At 58.4% G+C, this 18,817-nt stretch carries 6 protein-coding genes; all 6 read left to right on the top strand.

Annotation, left to right across the window (positions count from 1 at the left end; translation table 11 throughout):
• The first annotated feature begins 124 nt into the window (after window positions 1-124).
• Window positions 125-4,858, top strand: coding sequence for a beta strand repeat-containing protein (locus AC0V6U_RS08640; RefSeq protein ID WP_472642767.1), 4,734 nt, complete (start codon window positions 125-127; stop codon window positions 4,856-4,858).
• Complete coding sequence (locus AC0V6U_RS08635) at window positions 4,855-11,883, top strand: hypothetical protein (RefSeq protein ID WP_472642766.1); 7,029 nt, start codon at window positions 4,855-4,857, stop codon at window positions 11,881-11,883. The genes AC0V6U_RS08640 and AC0V6U_RS08635 overlap by 4 nt, the downstream gene beginning before the upstream one ends.
• A 60-nt stretch (window positions 11,884-11,943) precedes the next feature.
• Window positions 11,944-12,798 (top strand): BCCT family transporter, encoded by an 855-nt coding sequence (locus AC0V6U_RS08630; RefSeq protein ID WP_472642765.1) that lies wholly within the window; start codon window positions 11,944-11,946, stop codon window positions 12,796-12,798.
• A gap of 55 nt (window positions 12,799-12,853) precedes the next feature.
• On the top strand, window positions 12,854-13,741 hold the full coding sequence (locus tag AC0V6U_RS08625) for a BCCT family transporter (protein WP_486169427.1): 888 nt from the start codon (window positions 12,854-12,856) through the stop codon (window positions 13,739-13,741).
• A 575-nt stretch (window positions 13,742-14,316) separates the two neighbouring features.
• The gene (locus AC0V6U_RS08620; RefSeq protein WP_472642763.1) at window positions 14,317-16,740 is read left to right on the top strand and encodes a TonB-dependent receptor; all 2,424 of its coding nucleotides are present in this window, start codon (window positions 14,317-14,319) and stop codon (window positions 16,738-16,740) included.
• Between the two features lie 111 nt (window positions 16,741-16,851).
• On the top strand, window positions 16,852-18,813 hold the full coding sequence (locus AC0V6U_RS08615) for a sulfotransferase (protein ID WP_472642762.1): 1,962 nt from the start codon (window positions 16,852-16,854) through the stop codon (window positions 18,811-18,813).
• Window positions 18,814-18,817 lie beyond the last annotated feature (4 nt).

Raw genomic sequence — 18,817 nt, 5'->3', positions numbered from 1 at the left:
CTCGTGTAACCAGTAAGGGCGAAGTCAAAACGGGGTTTTTTGGGGGCAAGCTTGAGAGGAAGCGGCTCCGCACCTACCCCCAGACTGACTCGAATTGCGGCCTGAGGGGGCCTGGTGGGGCAATATGACTGATTTTGTGCGTAACGTTGGCGGCGAAGCTATCACTGACATCACCAGTGAGAATGAGCAGACCCGGCGCAGCTGGCTTGGTTTTGGCATGGTGCGCGGTGGGCGAATGACCAAATATCAGGGGAAGGCCGCAAGCTATTCCCCGCATCAGGGTTGGGCCCAGATGCTTCCCACCCCCGCACATGCTGCCGAGCCATCGTCATCAGTAGCAAGCGGTCTGGGATGGGCAAAGGCGCTACTTGGCCTGACGGTTGCCCCAATAGCGCTGATCGCATCGGGCGGACCGGCGCTGGCACAGGATGCATGTATTGAGGTTTCTCCCGGAGTTTTTGAATGCCAGGACAATGGCGCTCCTGCCGCGACGCAGCAGGATATATCCGGCTTCAATGCGATCATTACGATTGAAGATGGATTTGAGGTTGATGCCACTGGCGTCAACGTAAGTGGGCTTAATATTTTTGAATTTGGCGGCGATTTATCGGTTTCTCAAAGCGGTGGGACCAGCACCATAAATGGTGAACTGCGTGGCATCTACGCTGCGAATTTTGCACCCACGGGTTCAACGTCGATCACAACCGGCGGGAATGTGAGCGGTACGACTGATCGGGGTATTTTGGCTCGGAACAGCAATGCTACCGATTCGCTGACTATTGATAGCAGCGCTGGAGCTGTGTCGGGAGGGACAGATGGTATCTTTGCGAGAAATGAAGGATATGGTGTGCTGTCGATCACCGCGGCCGGTGTTGATGGCGCGGCAGATGACGGGATTTATGCTATCAATTTGGGCAGTGACCTGACGATTGATAGCAGTGCTGGCGCTGTATCCGGAGGGATGCAGGGGATTTCCGCGACCAATATTGGTTCTGGCACGCTCCGCATAACTGTTGATCAGGTGATGGGCGGTGTGGGCATTGATAGCGATGCGACAAGCGACGATACCATCATCACGCTTGCCTCTACCGCAACAGTTACCGGTTCGACTGGATACGGCATTGACGCGCGGTCAACCGGCGGTGCGATTACGGTGCAGGGCAGCTCCGGCGACGTCGTGGGCGCGACCGATGGCATGTATGTGCGATCCATGGGCGGCGAAATCAACGTCGACACTCTCGACAGTGTGACCGGCAATGCGGGCGACGGTCTCGATCTCGCCTCTGCTGGCGGCGCGATCAGCGTCAATGCGGCTAATGCAGTGCTCGGCACCGGCGGCGATGGCATTCGGGCGGATAGCGATGGCGGCGATATTACTATCACCGGCAATGGTCTGGTCGGCGGAATTGAGGGCACGGCGGGCGATGGTATTCGCGCTGATGCAAGAGGCGGCGCAGGCGGCGCAATCACTATCACCGGCAATGGTGACATCACCGGATCGGCCAATGGAATTTTTGCTGAGGCTGATGGTGCGGCTGGCCTGACCATCGATAGCGTTTCAAGCACCGTCGAAGGCGGCGATGACGGTATCATTGCCAACAATTATGGCGGCGTTCTGTCGATGACGACCGGCGATGTAGTGGGCACGGTGACCGATGGGATTGCGACCTATAACGCAGCGTCCGCCACCGATATGGTGATCGACACCAGCGGTGGCTCTGTCTTTGGCGGCGCGGTGGGGATTGATGCTGAGCACAATGGCACGGGTACCTCCACCATCATCGTGGGCACGGTCACTGGCGGCCGGACGGGCATCAACAATGTAACGAACAGCACAGGCGCAACGACAATCACGCTTGCCGCGGGAGCGGTGGTAACCGGTCAGAGCGCAGAAGGTATCCGCTCGCGTTCGGGCGGCGCATTCACTGTTCGCGGTTCTTCTGGCGATGTGGTTGGCGCGACCGATGGCATGTATCTGCGCACTGGCGGGGCGGATATCACCGTTGATAATCTCGACAGTGTGACCGGCCAAAACGGCGATGGCCTCGACCTTGGTTCAGCGGGCGGCGCGATCAATGTCAATGCGGTGGATACGGTGCTTGGCACCGGCGGCAATGGCATTCTGGCCGATAGCGATGGCGGCGATATCACCATCACCGGCAACGGCCTCGTCGGCGGGATTGAAGGCACGGCGGGTAGTGGCATCAATGCCGACAGCGATGGCGGCGATATTGCGATTACCGGCAATGGCGATGTCAGCGGCAGTAACTATGGCATTTTTGCGCGCTCGGCCTTTGCGGGGTCGATCACAATCGACACCAGCACGGGCAGCGTCACCAGCGGAATCCGCAACGGCATTCGTGCACAGACCCTTGGCAGTGGTGCGCTCTCCATCACAACCGCTGATGTGACGAGTAACGGCGCCGAAGGCATTTTTGCGCGCAACGATGGCACAGACCTGACGATCGACACCAGCGCGGGTAGAGTGACGGGCGTCCGTGGCATCTTTGCGTCCAACATCGGATCGGGCGCGCTTTTGCTCACCACGGCGGATGTGACCGGGAACAATGATGCCGGAATCCTTGCGGTCAACTCTGGCGCGAGTTTGACGATCGACAGTAGCGCCGGAAGCGTCAGCGGCGAAATCAGAGGTATTGATACGCGCAATTTTGGATCGGGCGTGCTTTCGCTGACTACGGCGGATGTGACTGGTGTCAGCTCTAATGGCATTTATGCGGTCAACGCTGGCATGGACGCCGACCTGATAATTGACAGCAGCGCGGGCAGCGTCAGCGGCGCAACGGGGAAGGACTCTTTAAACCGTCGTCTTTCGGGTCTCTTTGTTGATCAGCTAAGCGCTGGTACGCTCAACATTACGGTCGATCAGGTCCGTGGCGGCATTGGCATTGATGTTGATGCGACAACGGGCGATACCACGATCACGCTGGCTTCGACCGCTGTTGTCACCGGTCTGGTTGAAGCCGGGATCGATGCGCGGTCCACCGGCGGTGCGATTACCGTTCAAGGCAGCTCTGGCGATGTCGTGGGCGCAACCGATGGCATGTATGTTCGCTCAGCGGGTGGCGACATTACCGTTGATACGCTCGACAGTGTGACCGGCCAAAACGGCGACGGTCTCGATCTCGCCTCCACTGGCGGCGCGATCACGGTCAATGCGGTGGATACGGTGCTCGGTACCGGCGGCTTTGGCATTCGGGCCGATAGCGATGGCGGCGATATTACGATCACCGGCAGCGGGCTGGTCGGCGGGATTGAGGGCACGGCAGGTAGCGGCATTTACGCCAATGCCACTGGCGGCGTAGGCGGCGCGATCGCCATCACCGGCAATGGCGACGTTACCGGCAGTAACTCCGGCATTAATGCTCTCACCGATGGCGCGGGTTCGATCACGATTGACGCCAGTACAGGCAGCGTCAGCGGCGGCGGTGGCATAGTTGCGACCAACAACGGGGCGGGTGCACTTTCGCTGACCACGGCAGATGTGACGGGTACCAATTCTTTTGGCATCAATGCGCGCAATTTAGGCATGGACCTGACGATTGATAGCAGTGCGGGCAGCGTCTCTGCTGACAGCTTCGGTATTGGTGCGACCAACTTAGGAACAGGCGCGCTTTCGCTGACCACAGCGGACGTGACTGGGAGCAATAGCTCCGGAATCGCTGCGTTTAATACTGGCACGGACCTGACAATCGACACCAGCGCGGGCAGTGTTACCGGGGCGACAGCAACGCCCTTTCTCGGACCAACTTTCTCCGGCATCTACGCTAATCAGCAAGGCACTGGCTCGCTCAACATTACGGTCGATCGGGTCAGCGGCGGCGTAGGAATTGACACCTATGCAAGGGCGGGCGCGACCACCATCACTTTGGCACCGACCGCAGCCATCACCGGGCTGACGGGCGTCGGGATCGATGCGAGGTCGACCGGCGGTGCGATTACCGTTCAAGGCTCCTCTGGCGATGTCGTGGGCGCAACCGATGGGATGTATGTGCGCTCTGCGGGCGGCGACATCACGGTTGATACTCTCGACAGCGTTACCGGCAATGCGGGCGATGGCCTCGACCTTGGTTCGGCGGGCGGCGGGATCAATGTGCATGCGGTTGATGCAGTGCTCGGCACCGGCGACAATGGCATTCTGGCCGACAGCGATGGCGGCGATATTACGATCACCGGCAGCGGGTTGGTCGGCGGGATTGAGGGCACGGCAAGTAGCGGCATTTACGCCAATGCCGCGGGCGGTGCAGGCGGCGCGATCACTATCACTGGCAATGGCGATGTCAGTGGCAGTAATTACGGCATTAGTGCTCGCACCGATGGTGCGGGTTCGATCACTATTGACACCAGCACGGGCAGCGTGACTGGCAATACCCGCGGCATTGGCGTATTTAATAGCGGCAACGGCGCGCTTTCGATCACCACGGCCGATGTGACCGGGAGCAATGACACCGGAATCCTTGCGTTCAACTTTGGTACGAGTATTACGATCGACAGCAGTGCGGGCGGTGTCAGCGGTAACTCCTTTGGCATTTTGGCGACCAATAGAGGCCCCGGCGCGCTTTCGCTGACCACAGCGGACGTTACAGGCACGAGATATGACGCGATCTATGCCAACAATTACGGTACGGACACCGACCTGACGATTGACAGCAGCGCGGGCAGCGTCAGCGGGGAACAGGGACGGACCTCTCGGGTCGCCGCATTTCGGGCATCCGCGCAAATCAGCGAACCACTGGAAGCCTCAATATCACAGTCGATGAAGTCAGCGGCGGTGTTGGTATCGACGCCAATGCAACTACTGGCGCGACGACCATTACGCTTGGCTCAACCGCTGTTGTGACCGGTCTGGTCGAAGCCGGGATCGACGCGCAGTCCACCGGCGGTGCGATCACAGTTCAAGGCAGCTCCGGCGATGTCGTGGGCGCGACCGATGGTATGTATGTGCGCTCCATGGGCGGCGATATTGCGGTCGACACTCTCGATAGTGTGACTGGCAATGCGGGCGACGGTCTCGATCTCGCCTCTGCTGGCGGCGCGATCACGGTGAATGCGGTTGATACTATCGTTGGAACGACCTTGGGTATTAGGGCCGATAGCGACGGCGGCGACATTACCATCACCGGCAATGGTCTGGTCGGCGGGATCGAAGGGACCACAGGTCTTGGCATCTTAGCGCAGGCGGTTGGTGGACCCGGCGGGAACATCCTTATCGCTGGCAATGGCGACATTCGCGGCGGTGGCATCACTGCCATCACCAATGGTGCAGGTTCGATCAACATCGACACCAGCACCGGGAGCGTTGCCGGCGATATCTCTGCGAACAACATGGGCTCGGGCGCCCTATCGGTGACCACGGCGGATGTCACGGGCAACGCAACGAACGGCATTAGCGCGCGCACCCTTGGCACTGGCCTTACAATCGACAGCAGCGCGGGCAGCGTAAGCGGCCGCGAGCGAGGTATTGAAGCGAGCAACAATGGGTCAGGCGCGCTTTCGATAACGACGGCGGCCGTAGCGGGGAGCAATTTTGAGGGTATTCTTGCTCTTAACGGGGCCTTGGCCACTGATCTGACCATCGACAGCAGCGCGGGAGATGTCAGCGGCGCTAGTGGGGGCATACTCGCGGTCAATCAGGGGACTGGTGCGCTTTCGGTGACCACAGCCGACGTCACGGGCACCAATTCCCAAGGCATCACTGCACGCAACTATGGGACAGACCTCAGTATTGATAGCAGCGCAGGCAGCGTCAGCGGCGCAAGTCGTGGCATTTATGCGCGTCAAGGCGGCACCGGCGATCTAACGATCACTGCGAATGCAGTGAGCGGGACGGATTACGGTATTGTTACCCGGCAGTATGGTGCCGGTGCTCAGTCGATAAACGTGTCCGGCGATGTCACTGCGACAGCCAATGCCGGTATCTTTGCCAACACCAATGGCAGCGGGCTGACAATCACCACTCAGAGTCAGGTGTCAGGCCTCAACACTGGCATTGATGCTAGAAACAATGGCACTGGTGCGCTCACCATAAACGCGAATATTGTGACGGGCACTAACTCCGCTGGGATATTCGCCCGCAATGGCTACAACGGGGCTGGCATTGTTGCCGGCACTGATTTGACCATCACTTCCAGCGGTGCAGTGACCGGTGCGCAAGGCATCTACGCCTCCAACAATGGCACTGGCGCGCTTACCATCACAACTGCCGATGTAACGGGCACGACTGGTGACGGCATCTTTGCTCAGAGCAATGCCTCGGCAAGCGGCGACTTGACGATCAACACTCTTGGCGGCGTTGTCGAAGGCGCCACAGAAGGAATAGACGCGCGCAATTACGGGACCGGTTCCGTAATGGTGACAAGCGCCAGTGTTAGCGCTGGTCAATATGACGGCATTCAAGTGATCAATGCAGTGACTGGCGACGGCGTGTCGGTCGATGCGACCGCAGGGCTAGTGAGCGGCGCGGTTGAGGGCATCGATGTTCGCCAGTCCGGCGCTGGATTGGTTTCCGTGGCCACTGGCGATGTCACTGGTGCATCCAGTGACGGCATCTTGGTTGTCTCAACAGCCACTGCCACGGGCGACATCGAGGTCAACTCCAGCGCAGGCTCCGTCTATGGCGCGACCGAAGGCATTGATGTGCGCAATGACGGCAGCGGGGCGGTCTCTGTTACCAGCGCTGACGTTACTGGCGGCCAATATGACGGTATCTTGGTCGTCAATGGAACGAACGGCGGTGCGGTTTCAATTGATAGCTCTGGTGGAGCGATCAACGGCACAACGGACGGCATTGATCTGCGAAACAATGGCACGGGTGCGGCCTCGATTGTCACGGGACGCACAGTGACGGGCGGCGTCAATGGCGTTCTTGCATTCAACTATGCGGGTGCGACAGATTTGACTGTCGACTCAAGCCTTGGTGCGGTGACCGGCGGCAATGCTGGGGTCTTCGCGGTGAATCAGGGTTCAGGCTCTATCGCAATTACCACGGCCGATATCGAGGCGACTGCCGGAAACGGGATTGTTGCAAGCAACAGTGCTGCTGGTGCTAACCTTGCCATAAATACAACTGCGGGATCGGTATTGGGCGCCAATATTGGTATCAATGCAGGCAATTCGGGCAGCGGTTCGCTTTCCATTGTCACAGCTAATGTGACTGGCAACGGCTTTGATGCGGTGTCTGCCAGCAATTCCGGCACAGACCTTACGATCAACACGAGCCTTGGTGCGATTGCAGGCGATAATCGCGGGGTTCAGGCGGTAAATTCCGGCACCGGGATATTGGCGATTACGACAAGCGACGTCTCAGGCCGCTTGGGTAGCGGCATTGAGGCGCTGGCTTTGGGTGCGGATCTGAATATCGACAGCTCAGCCGGAGCCGTGACTGGTGGTACTCAGGGCATTTCAGCCTTGCAATTCGGAACAGGCAATCTGACGATTATCAGTGCCGATGTTACTGGAGCTAATGGCGCCGGGGTTCAGGCGACGACAAGCCCAACGGCTCAAGCACTTTCGATCGATACAACTGCCGGCAGTGTTAGCGGCACTACGAGCGGGATTTACGCCAATCACTACGGCTCCGGCACACTCGCGATCACAGTCGATGACGTTACCGGCGGCACCAATGGTATCGCGGCGCGGGCGGCCACTGGCGCAACGGTCATTACGCTAGCCTCTACTGCAGATGTCGTTGGCACGAATGCACAGGGCATTGTGGCAGGCTCGACCGGTGCGGCGGCAAACATCACGGTTCAGGGCAGCTCTGGTAATGTCACCGGCGGTACCGATGGCATTGATCTCGACACGATGGGCGCGGATATTCTCGTTCAAAACCTCGACAGCGTGACCGGCAATGCAGGCGATGGCGTGGACCTCGCCTCGGCAGGGGGCGCAATCGACGTAAGCGGGGTGGATGCGATCCTCGGCACCGGGGGCAATGGCATTTACGCTTACAGCTTGGGCGGCGATGTCTCGATCCAGGATGTTGGCACCATTGGCGGTGTGAGCGGAACGGCTGGAGCGGGCATTCTGGTCGATACACGCTTTGGTACGGGCACGGGCGGCGTCGATATCGGCACGAGCGGGGCCATTGGCGACATCACTGGCTCTACCGAAGCCATTTTCGTGCGCGGCGGCGGTACGGGTGCGATCGCCATCGACAGCGCTGGCGGAACCGTAACTGGTGGTGACAATGGCATTCGGATATCCGGCGGCCAAGGGCAGGTATCAATCACCAGTGGCGATGCGAACGGAATTGCGCGCACGGGTGTTTACGCGCGTACCTATGGCACTGATCTGACGATTGACACCAGCGCAGGGACGGCAACCGGCGGTCTTTATGGCATCTATGCTCGCAATGCTGGTGCTGGCTCTACGACGGTAACAACCGGAAATGTCGAGGGCACGAATGGTGCCGGGATCCGCGCGATAGGGGCGGCAACGTCTACTGACTTTGCAATAGACAGCACAGGCGGATTCGTAACCGGCGGCCAAAATGGCATTACGGCCAGCCATGGCGGTACTGGCTCGCTTGCGATCGCCACCGCTGATGTGACTGGCACGAGCAATATTGGCATCTTCGCCAGCACGTCGGCCACGACGACAGATCTGACGATCGACAGCTCAGGCGGCGATATCACCAGCGGCAGCCGGGGTATCAGCGCAAGCCATAATGGTAGCGGTAATCTGCTGATCAATGCGCGCGGTGTAACCAGTGACGATTCTGGCATTTTTGCTTCCAATGATGGTGCCACGCTAGCGATCTCGGTGTCAGGCGCCGTGTCCGCTCTCAACACCGGTATCGAGGCGCTCAACTACGGCACGGGTGCGCTCAGTATTGATGCGAATGCGGTGACTGGCACAGGCCGGGCCGGAATTATCGCCGCCAACGCTGCGACCGGCACCGTTCTGTCGGTAAGCGCGGCAGGCGCGGTGGAAGGCGGCATTGGCATCAGCGCGACCAACAGCGGCGCGGGTTCGCTGTCGATTACTGGCGCTGATGTGACCGGCACAAGCAGTTTGGGGATTTTTGCCTCGAACTCGGCCTCCGGGTCAGACCTCACAATTGACACCAGTGCGGGCGACGTTTCAGCTGCCACGACCGGGATCTACGCGCGCCAGGATGGTGCCGGGGTTCTTGATATCAGCGCAGATGGCGTCACGAGTTCTGACTTTGGCATCTTAACCCGGCAGACGGGCGTTGGGGCGCAGACAATTACAGCAGCGGGCGACGTCATATCGAGCGCGAGTACGGCCATCAGCGCAACTGGCACTGGCGATAGCCTGTCGATCACCACTGCTGCACTGGTCTCTGGAGACACAGGCGGCATCATTGCGCAGAACGATGGCACGGGTGCGCTGACGATCAGCGCAAATGAAGTGACCAGTGCAAATGGGACTGCGATTAACGCGCGCAATGGCAGCTTCAGTACCGCTGCAGGCACCGATTTGACTGTCCTCGCGACCGGGCCTGTCACAGGTGCATCTGGCATCCTTGCTACAAACGCGGGGACAGGTGATCTCTCGATTACAGCTGCAGATGTGACGGCGATGGCCAACACCGGCGTCTACGCCAGAAACCTTGCATCGGCTGCGAATATCACAATCGATACAAGCGGCGGCGCTGTTGATGCTGAACGGTCGGGCATAGTCGCAGTCAATGATGGCAGCGGATCGTTGATGATCACAACTAGTGATGTCGCCGGAAACAGCAACTTCGGCATTTATGGCCGCAGCTCTGGCACAGATCTAACTATCAACAGCGCAGCCGGCAGCGTCCTTGGCGGCAGCGCTTATTACGGAGCAATTTTTGCCAGCAACACTGGCACGGGCGCGCTCACCATCACCGCGGCTGATGTGACAGGCACGGGCGGCGACGGTGTGACCGCGTTCAACACGGGCACCGATCTGACGATTGATAGCAGCGCGGGCACAGTGAACGCCGCTGGCAATGGCATTCGCGCCACCAACGAGGGCAGCGGCGCTTTGAGTATCGCGGCGGCGAACGTCACGGCCATGAATGGTGACGGCATCAATGCCTCTGCTGAGGGAACGGACCTCACAATCGATACCGCAACCGGCACGGTCATGGCCGGGGCCAACGGGATCATCGCCGAGAACACAGGCTCTGGGACAACGTCGATTTCCGTCGGTACGGTCATGGGTCTTGCCGGCGCCGGTATCAGCGCGACCAACGGTGCGAACACCACCGGACTTAGCATTACGACATCTGGCACGGTGACGGGTTCGACCATTGGTGTTTACGCCAATAACAGCGGAGCCGGTCCCAACACGATCATCAACACCGGCGTCATCACAGCAACAACCGGCGAGGCTATCCGCGCCATTGGCGCGGCGGCTGATATCGCCAACATTGGTCAATTGCTCGGCTTTGTGTCGGTGGACAGCGGCGATGATGTGCTCACCAACTCCGGCACATTCCTGGCTGAAGGTGACAGCGATTTTGCTGCGGGCAACGACTTGCTGACCAACAGCGGTATGTTCGCTGTCAGCACGCTTGGTCCAGTGTCTTTGCTGGGCCTTGAGAGTTTCGCGAACATCGGCACAGTGTCTCTGGTCGATGGCGCGCTCGGCAATAGCCTCACAATCGAAGGCGATTTTGCTGGTTCCGGCGATTCATCGCTGGCGTTGGATGTCGATTTTGAGGCGGGGACCTCTGATGTGCTGTTTGTTGGCGGGGCAGCGAGCGGATTGACCACTATCGCGCTCAACCCGACCGGTGGATTGCCAACAACCCTGCTCGACGACATCTTGGTTGTTGATGCAGGGGCTGGCAGCGCGGATGGAGCGTTCGCATTGCCGGGCGGACGTCAGATCATCGGTTTGTTGCAATTCGATGTGGTGTTCGACGCTGACCTTAACGATTATCTCTTGGCCAGCGCCCCGTCGCAGGCGGTCTTCCAGACCGGCAATATCGCCGAGGGAACCCGCAATTTGTGGGTCCCATCAGCGGACGCTCTGAGCCAGCACCTCAGCAACCGACGCACGGGCAACCGCGCCGACGGCGGATATCTTGGCGGTGGAGGCGATCGGACGATTGAGGCCTGGTTCACCGGCGTCGGCAGCCAGTTTAGTCATGACCGCTCTTTCACGACGACCTTCAACATGATCTCGACCGATATCGACATTAGCTATGATCAGGACTTCTTCGGCTTCCAGGCCGGCGTTGACTTCGGCAATGATGTCTTCCGCTATGGTGTGACCAGCGGCTATCTCAGCAGCACGCAAAACTTTGTCAGTCTGGCAGATCGGATCGACTACCAAGTCATCAATATCGGGGCTTACTTTGCGATCGATACGGGTCCGTTCTACGCCAATGCTCTGGCCAAATATGACGATGTGAATGGCAATTTCACCAGCACATCAGGCTTGTTTGGAGCAGACATTGACGGTTCCGCTTTCGGCCTGCGCGGAGAGCTCGGCGCTTTGCTCGGCGATCGCAGCGGCTTCTTCGTTGAGCCCAGCGCTGGGCTGTCTTTCACCACATCAAGCGTGTCGGACTTCGACACCGATCAAGGCGCGTTCCAATTCAATGAAGGCGACTCTCTGCTCGGGAACATCGGGGCAAGGATCGGCAGCGGGCTGGACTTCGGTGAGACGTCAGGCGCGGTCTATGTCGGCGCGCGCTATGTCCACGAATTTGAGGGCGATGACAGCGTAACCTTCCTGAGCGGCACGCAAAGTATCGACTTCGATAACGGACCGGTTGAAGACTATGCCCAGCTGTCCGCTGGACTTGCCATCGGCGACAGTGATGACGCGGTCAGCGGAACATTCGAAGGCCAGGTGATCACTGGCAGCACTGTCGAGGGATACGGCGCAAGCGTGAACGTTCGATTCAAGTTCTGAGCGGGCGTTTTCGTAAAGACTGACCCGCCAGATTTGCAATGCTTGGCGGCTAACCTATGATTGCGCCACGCGCAGGGGCCCTTTTGTTTCGAATTTGGTCGGGCCCGCGCTTGGGAGACAATTATCCATAACGACACCGTCAGCGACGCGAGCGCGTCAGCCAGCGCGCCGATTGCGCCACCACTTGTTGATCTGCCAATTAAGACACACGATCGCGGTTTCTACGACGGCTTCAGCCGGGCGGTAACGATCCCGTCAAAGATTATCGTCTCCTTGATCATCATGTGGGCGATTTTCTTCCCGGCAAAGGCGCTCGCCACTCTGGGGGCGGCTAACACGTCGATCATTGCGCTGTTTGGCGGCTGGTACATCTATCTGGTTGCGGCCTTAGTCGTGGTCTGCACCGTGTTAGCGCTGATCCCGCAATCGGGCAGTTTGCGGCTCGGCGCGCCGGACGAGAAGCCAGAATTCTCGCGTTTCTCCTGGTTCGCCATGCTGTTTGGGGCTGGCATCGGCATTGGAATGCTGACCTTCTCCACTGGAGAACCGCTGGCACACTTTGCCAACAATCCAGACATTATACGCGGTGATATTGAGCCGCTGTCAGCCGAAGCGGTGCGGCCTGCCTATCTCTACACCTTCCTTCATTGGGGCTTTGGTGCGTGGTGCACCTATGCGCTGGTGGGCCTTGGCATTGCCTATGTCGCGCACCGGCGTGACCTGCCGCTGACTATTCGCTCCAGTCTTGCTCCCTTGTTCGGCAAGGTCATGTCAGGCCCGGCAGGTCATATCGTCGATGTTGTCGCGGTGGTCGCGACCATCCTGGGGGTGGCCTACACGCTTGGCTTTGGTGTCGAGCAGTTTGTGGCGGGGCTCTACCGAATTGGCATGGGTGACTGGTTGATGACGGCTTAGCGACGACGGCGCGCTGGCGGCATCAAATGCCGGGATCATCACCGCCCTATTGGTATTGGTCGGTGCTTCGACGGTCAGTGCTTTGTCTGGCGTTGGACGCGGGATCAAATGGCTTTCCAACCTCAATATGGGGCTGTCTTTCGCGCTCTTGGCGCTGTTCGCGACTGTTGGGTCTGGCCTGTATGGATTGAAACTGCTGGGCGTTGCGACGTGGGATTATGTCATCACATTGCCGCAGCAATCGCTCGCGCGCTTCATCTCCGATGGCAGCGAAGTGGGTGACGCGTTGGTCTCTTGGCAGCTGGGCTGGTCCGTTTCCTATTGGGCGTGGTGGATTGCCTTTGCTCCGTTTGTCGGCATGTTTATCGCGCGGATTTCGCGGGGCCGAACACTGCGCGAATATGTGCTCGGCGTGGCGATAGTGCCTTCGCTGATGTGCTTTGTATGGATGGCATTGGTGGGTGGCACAGCCATCGATCTGGAACTGAGCGGCGCAGCGGATGGAGCCATTCTTGCGGCTCCCATGGCGGATCAGCTCTACGCCACCTTGGCTGCGATGCTGGGTGATGGAGCCGCGTTGATCGTGTCAGGCCTGGTCGTCGTGCTGCTGATGACATACCTGATCACCTCGGCTGACAGCGCTATCCTGATCGTCAACACGATCAACGGTGCAGGCGAAGATGAAGGATCGCGCCGTTACCACATCTTCTTTTGGGGTATTGCGCTGGCGTTCGTCGTTGGATCCATGCTGATCCTCGGCGGGATCGAGGCGATCCGCATCACCATGATCATCGGCGCATTGCCGTTCTCATTTGTGGTTCTGTTGATGATGATCTCGATCGTGAAGGCGATCGTTTTTGACGTTGTGCGTAAACATCACGGCGTGCCCACTACTGCAGAAGCGTGCGAGGAATGGAATGAGAAAGTAATGGCAAAAGAATAACTTGCCTTATAGACCGATCGGAATCAAGAGTAAATCGATCGATATTTGCCATAACTTAAAAAAATCGAGTATAGAAGTGCAGTATAGATCTAAGAAATTGAGAATAAAAAACTTAAAACTATAAGTACGCAGTTCTTATTTCATAAAATTCATTCTATATTTGACCATGTTGTTATTTTGCAACATGGCGTTTCTAAGTCCTGAAAATTTAACCGCTAGCTGTGGCCGAGCTTTGGATCGCTTGTTACCAGCCCCCTCAAGAGCGCGAAGTCTTTCTGACTGCGCTATTTTACTGACTCAGCGGCCCATCCGGGCATCGCGGGTCACCTGATGTCTATAGGGGACAAGCATAATGGTTAAGTTCGCAAGGCGCGCCTCAGTGAGCGCGCTGGCAATTGCTGTCGCATCACCGGCGGTCGCACAAGATGCACCGGCAGGCGAAGCGGAAGAAGCGCGCGGCGGGGTTCCAACGATTGTTGTAACCGCGCAAAAGCGCAGTGAAGATCTGCAGGATGTGCCGGTATCGGTCTCCGCTATCGGTGAAGAGCAGCTCGATGAGCTGAACATCGATACTTTTGAAGATTATCTGGATCAGTTGCCGACGGTCACCGCTCGACGGCAGTGGCCCGGGCCAAAGCACGATCTACATTCGCGGTCTTGCATCAACCACGCCAAACCTCTCGGTTGCTGGTGTCGCAGGCCTCGCTCCAAACGTGGCGCTCTATCTCGACGAGCAACCGCTTGCACAGCCTGGCCGCAACCTCGACGTTTACGCCGCTGACCTTGAGCGCATCGAAGTGCTCTCTGGCCCGCAAGGCACTCTCTTCGGTGCGAGCTCGCAGGCAGGCGTCGTCCGTTTGATCACCAACAAGCCTGACCTCAGCGGCTTTGACGCTGGGTTTTCTGGCGGCGTGTCTTTCACCAAAGGTGGCGAAGCGAGCTACAAGGCCGAGGCGATGGTCAACGTGCCAGTGACCGATACGTTTGCTTTGCGCGGCGTGGTCTTCCTTGATGACCAAGGCGGTTATATCGACAACGTCGCGGGCACTCGCAATGTCAGCGAAAGCGCGCGTTTCCGTCCATCGGGAACGGTCCGCTCAAACGGTGTTCCGGTTAATGCCAATCGCGGCGGTTTCCAAGCAGGCGCCGATCTGTCGGCTGTCACCTTCATCGATGCTGACAATGCTGGCCTGGTCGAAGACAATTTCAACGACACCCAATATTCCGGCTTCCGCGCGAGTGCGTTGTGGGAAGTGACGCCTGACTGGAAAGTCACATTGTCGCATACGCGCCAGAGCGTTGAATCCGATGGCGTGTTCTTTGCCGACCCAGAGCTGGGCCTCGACAATCTCGAAATTCAGCGTTTCGAAGATGATCGCCTAGAAGACAATTTCTCGAACACGAGCTGGACGGTCGAAGGCCGCTTGGCGATGCTCGATATCGTTTACACCGGTGCTTACACCGACCGTGAGACAGAGCAGCGGGTCGACTATTCCGACTATCTGTTCGTTGGTCAGTACCTGCCGTATTACATCTGTGATGGCTCGGTCAGCTACCCTGGTGCAGCCGCACCAAGCGGAACGTGCCAGGCGCCAAACCTGTTTGTCACCTCAGACAGCAACACCACCGTGTTTACGCAAGAACTGCGCTTTAGCACTCCAGCGGAAAACCGCTGGCGCGTGACGGCGGGCGGGTTTTATTCCGATCTTGAGCTGCAAGAGCGCAACGACTTTGCCTATCCAGGCAATGTTCTGGCTCAGCCATTTGGTCCATTTGCACCGAACTTCCCGCAAGCCGGCTTTATCTCTGAAGAAGGTCCGTTCCCAGCGAGCACGATCTTCCGCAACGATATTCGCAGGACCGATGAGCAGTTTGGCATCTTTGGCGAGGCCAGCTTTGACCTCGTCCCAGACCTGCTGACCGCGACATTCGGCGCGCGCTATTATGATGTCGAAGTTGATTTCGAAGGCAGCGCCAACGGCTCGTTCTGTAACTCAGGCGCAGCCGAAGACGCGAACGCATTCGGCACCAATATCAACGATCTGTATGATGGCGACGGACAGTTCACCTTCATCGGTTCTTGCAACGCTGCACTTCGTCAAACCTTCACTCTGGGCGATAGCATTGCCGAAATCGAAGCCGCGGGCCTTAGCACCGCGCAAGCAACGCAAGTGTTCAACGCGCTTCAAGCGCCAGACGTCGCCAAGACCAGCGGCACCATCTTCAAAGGCACACTGACCGTGACGCCGAACGAAGACATGCTGTTCTATGCGACCTATTCGGAAGGCTTCCGTCCTGGCTTGCTCAACCGTCCCGGCGGTGCGCAAGGCGCCAATGGCTTTACGGTCCCGTTTGAGCTCGAGACCGATGAAGTTCAGAACTATGAATTCGGTTGGAAGCTTGACTTGGTCGACGGCCAGCTGCGTTTCAACGGCAGCGCGTTCTATGTCGACATCAGCAATCTCCAGACGACGATTTTTGATCCGAGCATCACCAATCTGTTCTTCTCAGACAATGCCGCCAATGCAGAGATTTATGGCTTGGAGGCGGACTTCACCGTCGCTCCATACGCAACGCCCGGTCTGACAATTGCTGGTGCTTTCTCGGTGCTCGACACCGAAATCACTGAGGTTCTCACACCGACAAATGACGTGCTTGCCGGGACAAACCTGGCATTCGCGCCATCATTCCAAGGCAATTTGCGGGTCCGCTACGAATGGGATCTCAATGACACTTTGGGCGCTTACATTCAGCCTCAAGTGAGCCATTCGGCATCCAAGCTGACCGACATTATCGAGATCAACAAGCTTGAGCTCGACAGCTACACATTGGTTGATCTGGCGGCGGGCGTGACTTCCGACAATTGGAAGTTTGAGATCTATGGTGAGAACCTGTTCGATGAGCGCGCCGAGATTTCCGGCAACTTCATCAATGACCGGGCTCGCATCACCACCAATCGTCCACTGACGGTCGGAATGCGGATCTCCTACGACTATTGATCTGACATAATCAGCAAGACAATGCGGCGGGAATGGATCTTGGTGGGTTCATTTCCGCCGCTTTGCTTTTGGGCTCTGGGCTTATGCGGACAGGATTTGTAAGGCGGTGAAATGGCGACACGCGAAGAGCTGCTGAAAACCGCGCAAGAAGCGCTGCAACAGGGCCGCTTTGAAGAAGGGTTGGCGCACGCAAACTCAGTGCTTGCTGACAAGCACGAAGATGGCGACGCGCTGTACGTGGCCGCTGTTGCATGCCGATATCTTGGGCGCTTGGATGATGCAGCGAACCATTTGAGGCAGCTGCATGCCGCCATGCCGGAATATGGCCGGGCCTGGCAGGAAGAGGGGCATTTGGCGCTTGCTCGCGGGCAGAACGAAACTGCGCTTGCCGCCTTTGCCCGCGCCACTCGGTTTAACCCGGCGCTTGAGGCCAGTTGGCGCGAACAAGCACGCATCGCCAGCGGGGCAGGACGCGCTGCCGAGGCTGCCGCTGCGAGCGCTCAGCAGCAAAGGCTCGCCACACTGCCGCGCGAGCTGATTGCGGTTACCAATCATTTGGCGGAAGGGCGCGTGCTACGCGCGGAAGAGATCTGCCGATATTTCCTGCGTTCCAATCCGCGCAATGTTGAGGGGATGCGTCTGCTCGCCAAGATCGGGCTGGAGCTGGGCATTCTGGATGATGCGGAGTTCTTGCTCGAAAGTGCGGTCACGTTTGAGCCGGACAATATCCAGCTGCGGTTGGATTATGTCGACGTGCTGCGCCGTCGGCAAAAGTTTGAGCGCGCGCGGGAAGAAGCGGAGGCGCTCCACGCCAGTGACTCTGACAATCCGCTGTTCCAATCGCGGCTCGCCATTGAAAGCATGCAGACGGGCGATTTTGACCGCGCCTTTGAGCTGTTCGAAGCGGTGCTCGCCAAGCTCCCTCAAGACCCGGCTACGCTGACCAGCATGGGCCATGCTCTAAAGACCAAAGGGCGCAGTGAAGACGCGATTTCGCGATACCGCGCAGCCATTGCGGCGAAGGGTGACCACGGCGATGCCTATTACGCGCTCGCCAATTTGAAGACTTACCGTTTCAGTGATGATGAGCTCAACGCGATGAGCGATCAGGTCGCACGCCCGGACCTCGCTTTTATGGACCGGGTGCATTTATCTTTCGCTCTGGGCAAAGCGCATGAGGATCGCGGTGAATACCAAGAAAGCTTTGCCGCCTATGCGCAGGGCAATGACCTGAAACGCGCGCAAACCCGTTACAGCGCCGATGCGATGACCGCCGAGCTGGCGAAGCAGCGCGAGCTGTGCGCGGCAGAGTTGTTTGAGAAACATGCGAGCGCTTACCACGATGCGCCAGACCCGATCTTTATCCTTGGTCTGCCGCGCGCCGGATCAACCTTGCTCGAGCAAATCCTGGCCAGCCACAGTCAGGTTGATGGGACGCTGGAGCTGCCGGATATCCTCGCGCTCGCGCACCGGCTGCGCGGCCGCAAGGCTGGGCAATCGCTCTATCCAGCTGTGCTGCATGATTTGAGCGGTGAGCAATTGGCGAAGTTTGGCGAGGAATTCATCACCAACACCCGCGTTCACCGGCAAGGCGCACCGTTCTTCATCGACAAGATGCCTAACAATTTTCGGCATATTGGCCTGATCCATCTGATCCTGCCCAATGCCAAGATCATTGATGCGCGGCGCGATCCGATGGATTGCTGTTTCTCTGGCTTTAAGCAGCTGTTCGCTGAGGGGCAGGAGTTCACCTATGGCCTGACAGAGGTTGGGCGCTATTACTCCGACTACGTCGAGCTAATGGACCATTGGGACACGGTACTGCCAGGCAGGGTTCTGCGCGTTCAGCACGAGGATGTTCTCGATGATCTCGAAGGGCAAACGCGGCGTATGCTCGAATATTTGGGGCTGCCGTTTGAGGAGGCCTGCCTCGACTTTCACAAGACAGATCGCGCCGTGCGCACAGCCAGCAGCGAGCAGGTTCGCCAGCCAATCAACCGCAAAGGGCAGGGGGCCTGGAAGCCGTTTGAGCCCTACCTTGGCGACCTAAAAAGCGCCCTAGGAAAGGCGTAGACGA

The sequence above is a fragment of the Erythrobacter sp. W36 genome, from assembly GCF_057364935.1.
Note: the sequence above shows the minus strand (reverse complement) of the source record. Positions and strands in the feature narration are given on the sequence as shown.

What these genes read in the sequence shown, in the direction of transcription:
- AC0V6U_RS08640 (WP_472642767.1), top strand. Translation starts at nt 125, where the DNA reads ATGACTGATTTTGTGCGTAACGTTGGCGGCGAAGCTATCACTGACATC.
- AC0V6U_RS08615 (WP_472642762.1), top strand. Translation starts at nt 16,852, where the DNA reads ATGGCGACACGCGAAGAGCTGCTGAAAACCGCGCAAGAAGCGCTGCAA.